14 protein-coding genes and 1 pseudogene are annotated in these 13,791 nt (G+C 65.7%); 5 read left to right on the forward strand and 10 right to left on the reverse strand.

Going from position 1 to position 13,791, the window contains the following annotated elements; translation table 11 throughout:
- Positions 1-14: 14 nt before the first annotated feature.
- From ASC70_RS16075 to flbT, 9 genes and pseudogenes are all read right to left on the reverse strand, one after another.
- Complete coding sequence (locus ASC70_RS16075) at positions 15-2,882, reverse strand: hypothetical protein (RefSeq protein WP_056051758.1); 2,868 nt, start codon at positions 2,880-2,882, stop codon at positions 15-17.
- Positions 2,883-2,961: 79 nt separating this feature from the next.
- Positions 2,962-3,516, reverse strand: a complete 555-nt coding sequence (gene pseH / locus ASC70_RS16080) for a UDP-4-amino-4,6-dideoxy-N-acetyl-beta-L-altrosamine N-acetyltransferase (RefSeq protein WP_056051760.1) — start codon at positions 3,514-3,516, stop codon at positions 2,962-2,964.
- A gap of 83 nt (positions 3,517-3,599) precedes the next feature.
- Positions 3,600-4,436, reverse strand: a complete 837-nt coding sequence (locus ASC70_RS16085) for a flagellin (RefSeq protein WP_047405353.1) — start codon at positions 4,434-4,436, stop codon at positions 3,600-3,602.
- A 180-nt stretch (positions 4,437-4,616) separates the two neighbouring features.
- Positions 4,617-4,943 carry a flagellar protein FlaG gene (locus tag ASC70_RS16090; RefSeq protein WP_056051763.1) on the reverse strand — a complete coding sequence of 109 codons (327 nt, stop codon included), beginning with the start codon at positions 4,941-4,943 and terminating at the stop codon, positions 4,617-4,619.
- 113 nt (positions 4,944-5,056) lie between these two features.
- On the reverse strand, positions 5,057-5,684 hold a 628-nt coding region (locus tag ASC70_RS16095; RefSeq protein WP_235519423.1), incomplete at its 5' end, for a flagellin.
- A 1-nt stretch (position 5,685) separates the two neighbouring features.
- Positions 5,686-5,971 (reverse strand): annotated as a pseudogene (locus ASC70_RS25670) (flagellin); the annotation flags it as partial.
- A gap of 278 nt (positions 5,972-6,249) precedes the next feature.
- The gene (locus ASC70_RS16100; RefSeq protein ID WP_056051767.1) at positions 6,250-7,068 is read right to left on the reverse strand and encodes a flagellin; all 819 of its coding nucleotides are present in this window, start codon (positions 7,066-7,068) and stop codon (positions 6,250-6,252) included.
- A gap of 284 nt (positions 7,069-7,352) precedes the next feature.
- Positions 7,353-7,715 (reverse strand): flagellar biosynthesis regulator FlaF, encoded by a 363-nt coding sequence (gene flaF, locus ASC70_RS16105; protein WP_047405346.1) that lies wholly within the window; start codon positions 7,713-7,715, stop codon positions 7,353-7,355.
- Positions 7,675-8,100, reverse strand: a complete 426-nt coding sequence (gene flbT, locus ASC70_RS16110; protein ID WP_047405344.1) for a flagellar biosynthesis repressor FlbT — start codon at positions 8,098-8,100, stop codon at positions 7,675-7,677. Before flbT ends, flaF begins: the two co-directional genes overlap by 41 nt.
- A gap of 211 nt (positions 8,101-8,311) precedes the next feature.
- Here flbT and ASC70_RS16115 point away from each other — a divergent pair, with 211 nt between their 5' ends.
- From ASC70_RS16115 to ASC70_RS16135, 5 genes are all read left to right on the forward strand, one after another.
- The gene (locus ASC70_RS16115) at positions 8,312-10,102 is read left to right on the forward strand and encodes a tetratricopeptide repeat protein (RefSeq protein WP_056051768.1); all 1,791 of its coding nucleotides are present in this window, start codon (positions 8,312-8,314) and stop codon (positions 10,100-10,102) included.
- A gap of 3 nt (positions 10,103-10,105) precedes the next feature.
- Positions 10,106-10,825 carry a cytidylyltransferase domain-containing protein gene (locus ASC70_RS16120; protein WP_056051771.1) on the forward strand — a complete coding sequence of 240 codons (720 nt, stop codon included), beginning with the start codon at positions 10,106-10,108 and terminating at the stop codon, positions 10,823-10,825.
- A complete protein-coding gene (gene pseH / locus ASC70_RS16125) occupies positions 10,822-11,409 on the forward strand; it encodes a UDP-4-amino-4,6-dideoxy-N-acetyl-beta-L-altrosamine N-acetyltransferase (RefSeq protein WP_056051773.1) in 588 nt (195 codons plus the stop codon). The genes ASC70_RS16120 and pseH (ASC70_RS16125) overlap by 4 nt, the downstream gene beginning before the upstream one ends.
- A 96-nt stretch (positions 11,410-11,505) precedes the next feature.
- Positions 11,506-12,375, forward strand: a complete 870-nt coding sequence (locus tag ASC70_RS16130) for a MoxR family ATPase (RefSeq protein WP_056051776.1) — start codon at positions 11,506-11,508, stop codon at positions 12,373-12,375.
- Positions 12,376-12,471: 96 nt separating this feature from the next.
- Positions 12,472-13,287 carry a hypothetical protein gene (locus tag ASC70_RS16135; RefSeq protein ID WP_056051777.1) on the forward strand — a complete coding sequence of 272 codons (816 nt, stop codon included), beginning with the start codon at positions 12,472-12,474 and terminating at the stop codon, positions 13,285-13,287.
- Positions 13,288-13,403: 116 nt separating this feature from the next.
- Here ASC70_RS16135 and ASC70_RS16140 read toward each other — a convergent pair whose 3' ends face one another.
- A complete protein-coding gene (locus ASC70_RS16140) occupies positions 13,404-13,778 on the reverse strand; it encodes a hypothetical protein (RefSeq protein WP_056051780.1) in 375 nt (124 codons plus the stop codon).
- Between the last annotated feature and the right edge of the window lie 13 nt (positions 13,779-13,791).

Consider the following 13,791-nt stretch of genomic DNA (forward strand, 5'->3'; position numbering starts at 1 on the left):
GGTGGAGAAACGCGTTATCCGCCGCCCGTGAGGCGGTTCAGCGCCGCTTGGTAGTTCGAGATCTGGGCCGTCAGATAGGCCGGCACCGTGCCGCCGGTCTTGCCGGCGGTCGAACTCTCGCTCTTGATTCCCATGGCCGTGTCGGCGATCTCGCGATAGCCGCTGCGGACCGCGGACATGGCGCGCTGGATGACCATGCTGGCGTTCTTGCGCCCCGCGTCGCTAGTTAGGTCCAGTTCGGGCGGCAAGCTCAGGCCATAGACCGGACCGCTGCCGTCGGCCGAAACTGTCTTGCCGTCGTCGGTCTTGGTAGCCCGCACGACGCCGCCGGCCAGGCCAAGCGAGGTCAGGACGTCGGTGCCGCCCTTGCCCGCCACGATCTCGATCGTCGAGGTGTTCGAGGCCGGGCTGATTTTCAGCACCCGGCTGTTGCCGCTGCTGGAGACTTCGACCTTGGCCCGGAAACCCGACGCCCGCTTGATCTTGTCGGCGAGGGTCTCGAGCGTGTCGTTCGCCTCGATCTTGATCGTGGTCAGCGCGCCGCGCTCGCGGGTGCGGATCTGGAAGGTGTCGCCAGCCCGCGCCGCGGTGGCCGAGACGATGCGATCGGACTGGCTGAAATCCATCTTGCCGCTGGGCAGGCCGAAGGCGTCCAGGCTGGACGCGCCGGACGCGGAGACCGCCACCGAGGTCGGCGTGGCGAAGCCATCCTTGCCGGTCAGGCGCTGGCTCCAGTCGACATTGCCGGTGCCGACATTGACCTGGGCGACGTAGCCGTCCTTGGTCCCGACGGTCGTCTGGCCATCCAGGTTCGCGCCGGCCGAACCGACCAGCCAGGCCGTGCCGTTCGAGACGTCGAAACCGGTGACCGTGTCGTCGCCGGTGCCGCCGTAGTAGGTCAGGGTGTCGGCGTTGTTGTCGCTGATGTCCAGCGACATGCGGCCGACGAAGGCGTCCATGCCGCCCGATGGCGCGGTCGTCGCGCCATTGATCGACATCAGATTGTTGGCCGTGTAGCCGCCGACATAGAGCTGCCCGCCGTCGATCTTCAGCCCCACCATCTCGCCGCCCTTCAGCGAGCCGAGGTCGCGCGTCGCGCCGGCGGTGACCGTGGCGGTCTTGGTGTAGGTGACCGGCACGCTCTGGTAGGCGCCGTACTGGTCGAGCTTGGTGACGTTCTCGGTCACGACCGACGGCGTGACGTCGAAGCTGCGCAACATCGCTTCGCCGTTCTCCTTGGAGCCGACGATGACCTGCGAGCCGTTGACGACGATGCCAGAGACGGAATCGTTCTCGGTGGTGCCGAACTTCTGGGTGAACAGCGCCTTGGGCTGGCCGTTGACGTCCGTGGCGAAGGCCGACAGATAGGCGTCCCACCCGCCGGACGGGTCCGCGCCCGTCGCGCTCGGGAGATCCGACTTGCTGCGCCCGCCGACATAGAGGACGCCATCGGAGCCGAAGGCCAGGGCCGTGGCCTCGTCTTCCTGGAGTCCGCCGCGGCGCACCGTCCATTGCTCGTCGCCACTGGCGTCGTAGCGGGTCACGAAGCTGTCGCTGACAGTCGAGCTGTCGCCGTTGTTGATCGGGCCGTTGACCGCGCCCGCCAGGCGGCCGCTGACCGAACCGGCCACGGCCACGCTGCCGTCGTCGGACACGGCCAGAGACAGGCCGCTGGCCTCGTCGGTCGCGCCCAGGGTGCGGGCGTACAACAGATGGCCGGCGCTGTCGTACTTCAGCAGCGCGACGTCGCTCTCGCCCTTGATGGTCTGGCCGTTGATGTCGGTCTTGCCGTCCACCGCCGTATCGACGTCGGCCAGCATGTAGACCGAGCCGTCCGCGCCGGTCACCGACTTGCGGACGCTGGAGATCGTGCCCTGCAGGGTCTCGCTGAAGACCTTGCCGCCCGGCGCGCCCGCCCCGGGGCCCGCGCCAGTTCCGGCGGCGCTGTACTTGGTCAGGGTGGTCTCGAAGACGCCGTCGTCGGTCGTCGTATCCTTGTCGGGATCCGGGTCGCCGGCCCTGGTGGTCACGTAGACGGCCGGCGCCGTGGTCAGCGCGCTGAAGGTCAGTTGCTCGACCGAGTCGCCATTGACCCTGAGGGCGAAGTCGTCGCCGGTGGCCGGCAGTTTCACGGGCTTGCCGTTGACCTGGACGGTGCGTTCCTCGCCCGTCGTGCGCTGCACCGAGAAGCTGGTGTTGAATCCGGCCGTCTTCAGCTTGCCGTTCATGTAGGTGACGACGTTGGACATGGTCCGGGGCGTCGAGCCCATCTCGGACAGGTCCATGGTCACGTTGCTGGTGGCGCCGAAGCTCTTGATGGCGACGTCGAACGAGACCGCGCCCTGGAACTGAGGCACCTCGTCGTCGACCTGGCCGCTATAGAGCTTGTCGGTCGTGTAGCTGTAGGTGGCCTTGGGCACGCCCACCGTGCCCTTGTCGCTGGTCATGACCGCGCCGGTCGTCAGGCGCATCTGATCGAGCGACAGGTTCTGGACGTAGTTGCTGATCTCGCCCAGCCCCTTGGCCATGGCGGTCTGCAGGTGCGAGATCTCGCCGTCGGTGACGTTCTTCTCGCCGGCTCGCGCGGCCAAGGCCGACAAGGTGTTCAGCGCCTGGTAGGTGGCGAACAGCTTCTTGTAGTCGGGGCTGACGCCCTTGAGGCCGGAGGCGCTGGCGCCTTCATCGATGAACTTGCGGCCGCTCAGGGCGGAGCGGACCAGCTCGCTGGCCGGAGGCGCGGAACCGCTCAGCCAGGGCGCGGTCGGCACCACGGCCTTCGAACCCGACGAACGCGTGGGCGCGGTTCCAGACGCGCCAGCGCCCGTCACGCCCGAGCGGGCCTGATAGTAGCTGAGCAGAATGCTGGAATCGAAACTGATCACGGCTTGTCCTGAGCGGGACGCGGAATCCCCCGCTCGTACCTTTGCCCGAGGATCGCTGACGACTCGTTAACGATTGGGCTTAAGCGGCGATAAGGTTGGCGTCGGACAGGGCCCGTCGAGCGCTCTCGCGCAGCAGCTGCCACTCCGACGCCAGGATCCCCAGCAGCACCACGTCGCGTGGGCGGCCGTCCTTCAGCACATGGCCGCGCAGATAGCCTTCGCGACGGAAGCCGGCGGAGGATTGAGCTTTCAGCGCCGCGTCGTTGTCGGCCATCACCTCGGCGAACACCTTGTGCAGACCCAACTCGCTGAACGCGCGGTCCAGGCCCAGAACCTGGGCGGCGCGGCCGACACCCCTGCCCCGCGCCTCGGCCGAGCCCAGGAACCAGTTCCAGCTGGCGCGGCGGTGATGGCTGTTCAGGCCGGTCAGGGTCAGCAGACCCATGGGAATTTCGCTGCGAGTGATCATCCAGCCGCGCATGTCGGGATCGGTTCGCAGCGCCTGGAACCAGGCGGCGTGAGCCTCGCGGCTAGGCAGGTCGGCGTCCGACATCCACCGGTCGACCTCGGGCTCGGAACGCCACCGAAAAAGGACCGTCTCGTCTTCGTCCCGCAAGTCGCGCAGCTCGATCATGCTCGCCGCCGAATCCCCTGTAAGCCCAACCGGAGCTTAGCCCGGCCGGGCGTCGGGACCTAGACCTACTCAAGGCGCGAGACTTACGAACCCTTGAACAGCGACAGGATGATCTGCGGGGCGCTGTTGGCGATCGACAAAGCCTGGGCGCCCAGCTGTTGCTTGACCTGCAGGGCCTGCAGGCGCGCGCTTTCCTTGGCGAGGTCGGCGTCCACCAGATTGCCCACGCCCGTTTCCAGCACGTCGCTCAGCCGGGAGACGAAGCTGTTGTGGGCGTCGATCTGCTTGGCTTGGGTGCCGATATTGCCAACGGCCTGGTTGACGGCGCTCATCGACGCGTCGAGGCGAGTCAGAACCGCGCCGGCGTTGGCCGGCGTCAGGATGTCGTCGGTGGCCGTCAGGGTGTTGATCGTGCCGCCCAGCGACAGATTCTGCAGGCTGAGCGTGATGGCCTGGGCCGCGTCGGCGTCGGCCAGGAAGCTCATATCCGCCGGCTGGCTGCCATCCAACAGGTTGGCGCCGTCGAACACCGCGCTGGAAATCACCTGCGAGAGGTTCTTCAGCAGCCCCTGGAAGTCGGAATTCAGCGAGATCAGCGAGGTTGTGGTCAGCGAGGTGTCCTTGGCGGCCACCACCTTCTCACGCATCAGCTTCAGCAGGTCCGAGACCGACTCGCCGGCCGCCAGAGCCACGTCGGCGATCGAAGTCGCGCGATCCAGGCTCATCTTGACCGCCCCGAGGGCGCTCATGTCCGCGCGCTGCTCCTGGGCGATCGACCAGACGGCCGCGTTGTCCTTGGCCGTCGAGATCGACTGACCCGTGTTGATGCGGGTCTGCACCGACTGCATGTCGTCGTTGGTGCGGTTCAGGTTCTGCAGCGCGATCAGCGCGGGCTGGTTCGTGTTGACGCTGAGCGTCATGCGCGGCCTCCGATCGGCGATTTTGCCGTTGGTTGCGATCGCGCACGATTCGACGCGCGATCTGGTCGCCGTCGAATTTGAGGTCAGAAGGTAAGATTATGGTTAACGGATATAAACCATATCCATTAAGGACCGCGACCCGCGGTCGCACCCTGACCTTCCGTCTTTAGAGCCTGGCGTTCAGGCCTTGCCGTCGAAGACCGCGCCGGACGCGTAGCGAGTCTCTTCGCGCAGCTTCAGGATCTGCTCGCGAGGAAATTGCTGAAGCGTCTCGCCGGTGCGGCGGTCGACCGTCTTGTAGATATATTGACCCGTATCGCCGTCCTGCTCGATCACCAGGCGCAGGTCGAACGGTTGCGGACCGTCGTCGACGGGCGCCTCCGGCTGACCCATGGGTTCGGCCGCAACGACTTTCGCGCCCTCGGACTGGTCCGGGGCGTGCGAAGGGAGTGCGGTGGGAGCGGCGAATTCGATCTGAAGGGCCGACAGAGCGGCTTTAGGTTCCATTTGCTGATTGCCGGCGTCTGCTGCCGGCCTCCTCTCTTTCCTCTTGTTGCTCCTCGTCCTTCGGTCCTTGAAAAAGCGGGGGCGGACCACGAAGGCCCGCCCCACTCTATTCCTTAGCGGAACAGGCTCAGGATCGACGACGAAGACTGGTTCGCGATCGACAGGGCCTGGACGCCCAGCTGCTGCTTGGTTTGCAGCGACTGCAGCTTGGCGCTTTCCTTCGCGAGGTCGGCGTCCACCAGGTTGCCCACGCCGGAGTCCAGGCTGTCTTGCAGCTTGCCGACGAAGGTCAGGTGGGTGTCGAGGCCGGTCGAGCTGGTGCCCAGCGAGGCCAGCTTGTTGGTGGCCGTCTGGATCGCGTTGGCGATGTCGGTCAGCTTGAGCTTGGCGTCGGCGGCGTTGGTGAAGGTCGTGCCCGTCAGGTTCAGGCCGGCCAGCGACAGCGTCTTGGCGTTGACCGTGAAGCCCGTGCCGTCGGCATTGGCCAGGAAGGTCAGCTTGGTGGTCGAGCCGTCCGAGATGCTGATGCCGTTGAACTTGGCGTTCGTGGCGGCCTTCTCGATCTGGTCACGCAACGAGATGTAGTCGGCTTGCAGGGCGTTGAACGAAGCGGTGTTCAGCGAGGTGTCGGAAGCGGCCAGAGCCTTTTCCTTCATCTTGCCCAGCAGGTCGGTGATGGTGTCGCCGGCGGCCAGCGCGACGTCGATGGTGGACTGACCGCGTTGCAGCGAGTCCTTCACGNTTTCCTTCATCTTGCCCAGCAGGTCGGTGATGGTGTCGCCGGCGGCCAGCGCGACGTCGATGGTGGACTGACCGCGTTGCAGCGAGTCCTTCACGGCGTTCAGCGACGAGGCGGTCGACGATTGGGTCTTGGCCATGGCCCAGATGGCCCCGTTGTCCTTGGCGTTGCCCACCTTCTTGCCGGTGTTGATGCGCTGTTGGACGACCTGCAGCTCCGAGTTCGTGCTGTTCAGGTTTTGCAGCGCGATCATCGCGCCGGAGTTCGTGTTGATGCTGTTCAGCGCCATTACGAATAGTTTCCTTTTCAAGGTGTCCGACGCCATTTTGGCTGCCGGGAGCATTTTGCTCGAAAAGGTCTGTAGCAATTGCCGGGCCAATCCTGCCTACCGGCGCCGCCCGACACAAAGCACTGAAATTACTGCGTTATAGGTCCATTAACGACGAAGCCTCCCGGCAATTTTTGCCGGGAGGCTTTCGACATAGGCAATTGTTGCCGGGCACTTGTTGCGCACCCAGCAGGAAAGAGGCGCCGGACGGCTTTTGACAGCCGTCCGGCGTATCGGGCTCACCCCTTGAACAGCGACAGGATCGACTGCGGGGTCTGGTTGGCGATCGAAAGGGCCTGAACGCCGAGTTGCTGCTTGGTTTGCAGCGACTGCAGCTTGGCGCTTTCCTTGGCCAGATCCGCATCGACCAGGTTGCCGACGCCGGCGTCCAGGCTGTCCTGCAGCTTGCCCACGAAGGTCAGGTGAGTATCCAGACCCGTCGAGGACGTACCGAGGGACGACAGCTTGTTCGTCGCCGTTTGCAAGGCGGTCGTGAGAAGATCGATCTTCAGTTTCGCGTCGGCGGCGTCGGTGAAGGTCACCGCAGCCAGACCCAAGCCGGCGAGCGACAGGGTCTGAGCATTCACCGTGAAGTTGTCTCCGTCGGCGTTGGCCAGGAAACTCAGCTTCGTGGTGCTGCCGTCGGCGAGGCTGACGCCATTGAACTTCGCGTTATCAGCGGCCTTTTGAATTTGGTCGCGGAGGGACACGAAGTCCGCCTGAAGAGCGTTGAACGAGGCGGTGTTCAGCGAGGTGTCGGAAGCGGCCAGAGCCTTTTCCTTCATCTTCGTGAGCAGATCGGTGATGGTGTCGCCTGCGGCGAGAGCAACATCGATCGTCGACTGACCGCGTTGGAGAGAATCCTTCACGGAGTTCAACGAGCTCGAGCTCGCGCTTTGCATCTTGGCCATCGACCAGATCGCGCCATTGTCCTTGGCGGTAGCGATCCTCTTGCCGGTGTTGATACGGCTCTGTGTGGTGGCGAGCTCCGTGTTGGTGGCGTTGAGATTTTGGAGCGCCAGAAGCGCACCAGCATTGGTGTTGATAGAGTTCAGCATGGGATACCTACCGTTTTGGTCGGATTTACCCGGCGTAGAGCCGGTCGGGCGTTTTGCCCCACGCGAACCATCGCAAAGGACGGGCCAACCGAACCGCGTTCGGGGCCATGCGGTAAGTCTATGATTTTATTAGATTTACGTAGTCACTGACGCCAGAAACGGCACCGCCCGGCGAATGCAGGATTCGCCGGGCGGCAGGTTTTTCCGGAGGTGATAGGCAAGACGTTCAGCCTTGCGGAAACCGAAGAATCAGGCGGCCGCCTGGGCTGGCCGCCAAGATAAGGTCAGGCCGCTTCCGGGCGGCCGGCCAGGCCCTGCATGATCATGCGGTTGATCTCGATCAGGGGCTCGAAGTCCTCCTCCTTGCGCATCACGGCGCTGGAGTGACGACCGACCCACAGGCTCAGCGAAATGATGCTGGCCCGCATTTCCATCGGCAGCTGGTTTTCCGGCAAGGCGCAGTCGGTCGCCAAGGCCGACCAGACCTTGCGATTCCAGTCCAATGCGTCGATCCGCGTGACGAAGTCGTCCGCCGGGGCCTGTGACGCGTCCATGAGGGCGCGCGTCACCTGCCCGAACAGGCGGTACTCCATTTCACGGGGATTCTCAGCCCGCGTCGCCGCCTGCTGATACGCCCGAAGAGACATGCCCCAACCTCTCGTCTTCGTATTCAATCAACTTACGGCTCAACATTAGAGCCTTGTAGTATTCTCGCGCCATCACGTGCTTCGAGACCGCGATGCAGTCCTGGAGAATCCCAGGATTACGCACGACCCCCATGAAATCGTTAAGGCGGGTGGCGAATTCCTCATAAAACTTTTCCGCCGCACCCTCTTCCAGGTACATCATCATCACCGGGAAATAGATCCGACGCGCGGGCGTCGTGACCTGGTCCGGCTGCATGATGTCCTTCTCGCGAAGGACGGAGGCCTTGTTCTGGAGCACCAGAACACCGCGCCGGTCTCCATTCTGGACCACGGCGCCGTTGAGGACGAATTTTTCGCCGGGCTTCAGCGACAGCTTCAAAGGCACTTAAGGCCGCTCCTTCGTTGACGCCGCTTAGCCCGAACCCGTCGATGACGACGGCTTGAGCGGCACGCTAGGCGAGACGTATTAACGCTGTCTTGCCGCATCCAGCCGACCGCCCGATGCGATCGTCCTTGCGACCGAGAGCCGCAGCTTAGGACTCAATTAAGCATAGCGCCTCAAAACATGGTTAACAGCAGAGTCTAAGGTCCGCTCCATGTCCCGTAAGAACGCCCTGGAAAGCTCCGCGAGCGCCCTCGCCCAGGCCGATGTCGGGGCCGCGGCGGTGCATCGTAGCGTCATCGCCAGCGCCGTCGGCGACTCGGCCTCGGCCGAGGCCCTGGATCGGCTGAACCGCGCCGCCCAGGAAACCAAGAACGCCGAGAACGGCAAGGCCCTGGCTCGCGCCATCCGAGCCGTCAGCCTGCGCGACTACGCCAAGGCTGACAAGCTGGCCATGAAGCTGCTGGAGAAGGACGAACGCCTGGGCCTGGCCTGGCACATCCTGGCCATCGCGCGCGAGAAGACCGGTGATTTCGCGTCGTCGCTACGCGCCTACGAGGCCGCGCTGCAGCTGCTGGCCGACCACGGATCGGTGGCCGGCGACCTGGGCCGTCTGGCCTTCCGCATGAACATGCCGGAGATCGCCGCCAAGTTCTTCGCCCACTATCGCCTCGCCCGCCCCGACGACGTCGAGGGCGCCAACAACCTGGCCTGCGCCCTGCGCGAACTGAACCGCGAGGGCGAGGCGATCGAGGTGCTGAAAGCCGCGCTCGCCGCCCATCCCGAGGCCGCCCTCCTCTGGAACACCCTGGGCACGGTGCTCTGCAATCTCGGCGACGCCGGCGGCTCCATCGTGTTCTTCGACGAGGCCCTGCGCCTGCAGCCGGAATTCGGCAAGGCGTACCACAACCGCGCCTTCGCCAAGCTGGACATGGGCGAGATCGAAGCGTCGCTGGCCGACTGCGACGAAGCCATCAAGCGCCCTGAATCGACCGAGGACGTGGCGATGATGCAGTTCGCCCGCGCCACCATCCTGCTGGGCCTGGGCCGGGTGGCCGAAGGCTGGGAAGCCTACGAGGCGCGTTTCTCGCCCGCCTTGAGCGACGCCCCGCGCTTCCGGATCCCCGGAACCCGCTGGTCGGGCCAGGACCTGAAGGGCAAGTCGCTGATGATCAGCACGGAACAGGGGCTCGGCGACGAGGTCATGTTCGCCAGCATGCTGCCCGATATCCTTGACGCCCTGGGACCGGATGGCGCGCTGACGCTGGCGGTGGAGCGGCGCCTCATCCCCCTCTTCCAGCGCTCGTTCCCGAACGTCGAGGTCACCGTTCACCGCACGGTGGCGCTGGAAGGCCGCGTGTACCGCTCCGCGCCCGAGATCGAGAACTGGGACCGTTTCGACTACTGGGCCGCCATCGGCGATTTCCTGCTCAGCCTGCGACCTTCCGCCGCGGCCTTCCCAAAGCGTGACCACTATCTGGTCGCCGACCCCGAGCGCGTGGCCTACTGGAAGGGCGAGCTGGACAAGCTGGGTCCGGGGCCCAAGGTCGGCCTGTTGTGGAAGAGCTTGAAGCTGCACGCCGAGCGCGCCCGTCAGTTCTCACCGTTCGAGGCTTGGCGTCCGGTGCTGGAGACGCCCGGCGTGACCTTCGTCAATCTGCAGTACGGCGACTGCGAGGACGAGATCGCTTTCGCCAAGGCGGAGTTCGGCGTCGACATCTGGCAGCCGCCGGGCGTCGACCTGAAGCAGGACCTCGACGAGGTCGCGGCCTTGTGTTGCGCCGTCGATCTGACGATCGGCTTCTCGAACGCCACCATCAACCTGGCCGGCGCGTGCGGCGCGCCGATCTGGATGATCACCTCACCGGTCGTCTGGACCCGGTTGGGCACCGACCAGTATCCCTGGTACCCGCAAGCGCGGGTCTTCTCGCCGCCGAACTTCAGCGAATGGGAGCCGGCCATGCGCGCGGTGGCCGACGCGCTGGCGGAAAAGGTCGCCGGCTGAACCATGGCCCTGGCGGTTCTGCAGGCCCGGATGTCGTCCAGCCGGCTTCCCGGCAAGGTGCTGGCGCCGCTGGCCGGCGCGCCGATGATCCTGCGTCAGATCGAGCGCCTGCGTCGCGCCCGCGCGCTTGAACGGATCGTGGTCGCGACCTCGATCCGGCCCGACGACGATCCGCTGGCGCAAGCCGTGACGGCGGCGGGTATTCCTGTCCATCGCGGCGACCTCGACGACGTCTTGGGCCGCTTCATCGGCGCGCTGGACGCCTTCGGACCGGTCGAAACCGTGGTGCGGCTGACCGCCGACTGCCCGCTGGCCGATCCCGACGTGATCGACGCCACGATCGATCGCTTCCACGAGACCGGCGCGGACTACGCGTCCAACGTCGCCGAACCGCGCACCTTTCCCAAGGGCCTGGACGTCGAGGTCATGAAGGCGGCCGCCTTGCGCCTTGCCGCATCCGAGACGGCCGATCCTTACGACCGCGAACACGTGACCCCCTATCTCTACCGCCATCCGGAGCGCTTCCGGCTGGCGGCGCACGCCCAGGCGGCGGATGAAGGCGAGGTGCGCTGGACCGTCGATCGGCCTGACGATCTGGCTTTCGTGCGCGCCGTCTATGACGCGCTTTATCCAATAACCCCGGCGTTCAGCTCGGCCGATGTCCGCGCCTTGGTGCGCGACCGGCCGGACCTGGCGACGCTGGGCGGCGACCGGCGGGTATGACGATGATCCGAGCGGCCCTGCGCCCCGTCGACGAGACCGACCGCGATCGCCTGTTGACCTGGCGCAACGACCCCACGGTCGCCGCCTTCATGTATTCCGACCATCCGATCGGTCGCGCCGAGCACGATCGCTGGTTCGACGCCCTGCCCGCCAACACCCGCCGCCGCGACTGGATCGTCGAGGCCGATGGCCGGCCGGCGGGCCTCAACAGCCTGGTCGACATCGATCGCGACCAGGGTCGCGCGACCGTCGCGCGCTACCTGGCGCCCGACGCGCCGCGCGGTGCGGGCCTTGGCGGCTTCGCCGAGTTCAAGATGATCGACCACGCTTTCGGCCCCATGGGCTTGCGCAAGCTGTGGGCCGAGGTTCTCGCCTCCAATGAAGTGGCGTGGACACTGCATATGACCCACGGCTTCCAGCGCGAGGCGCTCTTTCGCGCCCACGTCGTCAAGGGCGGCCTGCCCCGCGACGTGATCGGCCTTGGCCTGCTGGCCGAGGACTGGGTCGAGCGCCGGCCCGCGGCGCGGGCGCGGCTTCTGGGCAAGGGCTTTTCCGTCGAGGCTCTGGACGCGCCCCTGGTCTGAGGCGATCCGCTCTTGCCAACGGCGTTCGCGCCGGTAGTTTGATCAGCTCGTTTTGAACAACTGTTCGAACCGGACTCGATTCCGGCGGAGATGGGCATGAGCCAGCGCTTCGAAGGCACTTCCGACTACGTGGCGACCGACGACCTCAAGGTCGCGGTCAACGCCGCCGTGGCCTTGGAGCGCCCCCTGCTGATCAAGGGCGAGCCGGGCACCGGCAAGACGGTTCTGGCCTACGAAGTCGCCAAGGCCCTGAATGCGCCGCTGATCACCTGGCACATCAAATCGACGACCAAGGCCCAGCAGGGCCTCTACGAATACGACGCCGTCACCCGCCTGCGCGACAGCCAGCTGGGCGACGAGCGGGTCAAGGACGTCAAGAACTACATCAAGCGCGGCAAGCTCTGGGAGGCGTTCGAGAGCGAACAACGACCGGTGCTGCTGATCGACGAGATCGATAAGGCCGACATCGAGTTCCCGAACGACCTCCTGCAGGAGCTCGATCGGATGGAATTCTTCGTCTACGAGACCGGCGAGACCATCAGGGCCAAGGTCCGGCCGGTGATGATCATCACCTCGAACAACGAAAAGGAGCTGCCGGACGCCTTCCTGCGCCGCTGCTTCTTCCACTATATCCGCTTCCCCGAGGAGGCGACGATGCAGGCCATCGTCGACGTCCACTTCCCCGGCATCAAGCAGAAGCTGGTGTCCGAGGCGCTGCGCATCTTCTACGACATGCGCAAGGTGCCGGGCCTGAAGAAGAAGCCCTCGACGTCCGAGCTGCTGGACTGGCTGAAGCTGCTGCTGGTCGAGGACATCGATGACCAGGTCCTGCGCGAGAAGGATCCGACCAAGCTGATCCCGCCCCTGCACGGCGCCTTGCTGAAGAACGAGCAGGACGTCCACCTGTTCGAACGCCTGGCCTTCCTGGCCCGGCGCGAGGGTTCGGGCGCGCGGCCGGGCCAGTAGCGGCGGGCGAAAGCGCCGTTACTTGGATTTCACTGGACGCGCCCCGGGCGTGCGCCCACCTTCCCGCGCAAATACGGGGAGGTCCCGGGGGAAACCATGCGTCATTCGAAATGGCTGGCCGCGGCGCTGATGATCGGCGTTGGCGCGACGGCCCTGACCGCCTGCCATCGCCTTGAACCTGAAAAAAAGCACGACCGCGGCGAGCGCCGGATGGGCCGTCGCGAGCCCCTGCGCGTCATCGGCCGCCTCGACTGCCCGGAGCGCCAGGGCGAACTGAAGCGCGTCAGCGCCGCCGCCGACGGCCAGTCCTGCGCCTATGCGTCCGACGACGCCACGGTCGACCTGCGGCTGATCAAGCTGAACAGCGGCGACGCCGAGGCCGCGCTGGCGCCGATCGAGACAGAGCTGAAGACCATCATGCCGTTGCCGCCGTCCGAACCGAAGCGTCACGACGGCAAGGGCGCCAAGAACCGCACCAGCATCCATCTGCCCGGGGTCAATATCGACGCCAGCGACGACGGCGCCGACATCCGCATCGGCCACCTGACCATCAACAGCGACGGCGGCGCCGCCGAGGTGAAGGTCAACAAGAACGTCAACTTCAAGAGCGACGACGCCCACGACGCGGTGAACGTCCACACGAACGACGAGCACGAGGGCGACGTGACGATCAAGGCCAGCGATCACGCCGCCGAGATCCGCGCCAAGAAAGGCGGCGACTCGGTCCGCTCGACCCTGATCCTCGCCAACGACAAGGCCCCGAAGGGCTATCGCCTGGCCGGCTACGAAGCGCGCGGCCCCAAGGGCGGTCCACTGGCCGTCGCGGTCGTCAAGGCCAAGACCCGCGACACCGACGACCACGATCTGTTCAAGGACATGAAGGCCCTGGTCCGCCACAACGTGGGCGGGTGACCGTAAAAAGCTGTCGTCCCGGCCAAGCGCGAAGCGCGCCGAGCCGGGACCGCCGGAAGCTCTGAGCCTGCCGCGGTCCCGGATCTACGCTACGCTTCGTCCGGGATGACAGGGTTCTATTGTACCGGCGTGACCTCCATCACCTTGTAGGTCAGCGGCCGGCCGTCCTCGTCGGTGACGGTGACGTATTCGCCCAGGGCGAAGCGGTGCTCGCCCAGTCGATGCAGCGGCTCGTCGTCGGCGACGTCCTCGTCGTCATAGTCGAAGAACCAGCGCGCGCCGCGCTTGTTCAGGCGACCGTCCACCGCATCCTCGTCGGGCGCGAAGCGGCGCACACTGCACTCGCCCTTCACCTTGGCGTAGGCGCCCTCGTCGATGTGGCCGTCCTCGGTCAGGGGCGCCGTCAGCGAATAGCCGCGATGGTCGTCGCCGCCGGCGAATTCGGTGCCAGGATTGCGCGCCAGGCGCATGACGATGCGGGACAGAGACATTCAGGGTCTCCTT

The sequence above is a fragment of the Caulobacter sp. Root343 genome, assembly GCF_001425745.1.
In the GTDB taxonomy this organism is placed as follows: Bacteria; Pseudomonadota; Alphaproteobacteria; order Caulobacterales; family Caulobacteraceae; genus Caulobacter.

What these genes read in the sequence shown, in the direction of transcription:
- pseH (WP_056051760.1), bottom strand. Translation starts at nt 3,516, where the DNA reads ATGATCGAGCTGCGCGACTTGCGGGACGAAGACGAGACGGTCCTTTTT.
- ASC70_RS16085 (WP_047405353.1), bottom strand. Translation starts at nt 4,436, where the DNA reads ATGACGCTCAGCGTCAACACGAACCAGCCCGCGCTGATCGCGCTGCAG.
- ASC70_RS16090 (WP_056051763.1), bottom strand. Translation starts at nt 4,943, where the DNA reads ATGGAACCTAAAGCCGCTCTGTCGGCCCTTCAGATCGAATTCGCCGCT.
- ASC70_RS16100 (WP_056051767.1), bottom strand. Translation starts at nt 7,068, where the DNA reads ATGCTGAACTCTATCAACACCAATGCTGGTGCGCTTCTGGCGCTCCAA.
- flaF (WP_047405346.1), bottom strand. Translation starts at nt 7,715, where the DNA reads ATGTCTCTTCGGGCGTATCAGCAGGCGGCGACGCGGGCTGAGAATCCC.
- ASC70_RS16115 (WP_056051768.1), top strand. Translation starts at nt 8,312, where the DNA reads ATGTCCCGTAAGAACGCCCTGGAAAGCTCCGCGAGCGCCCTCGCCCAG.
- ASC70_RS16120 (WP_056051771.1), top strand. Translation starts at nt 10,106, where the DNA reads ATGGCCCTGGCGGTTCTGCAGGCCCGGATGTCGTCCAGCCGGCTTCCC.
- pseH (WP_056051773.1), top strand. Translation starts at nt 10,822, where the DNA reads ATGACGATGATCCGAGCGGCCCTGCGCCCCGTCGACGAGACCGACCGC.
- ASC70_RS16130 (WP_056051776.1), top strand. Translation starts at nt 11,506, where the DNA reads ATGAGCCAGCGCTTCGAAGGCACTTCCGACTACGTGGCGACCGACGAC.
- ASC70_RS16135 (WP_056051777.1), top strand. Translation starts at nt 12,472, where the DNA reads ATGCGTCATTCGAAATGGCTGGCCGCGGCGCTGATGATCGGCGTTGGC.
- ASC70_RS16140 (WP_056051780.1), bottom strand. Translation starts at nt 13,778, where the DNA reads ATGTCTCTGTCCCGCATCGTCATGCGCCTGGCGCGCAATCCTGGCACC.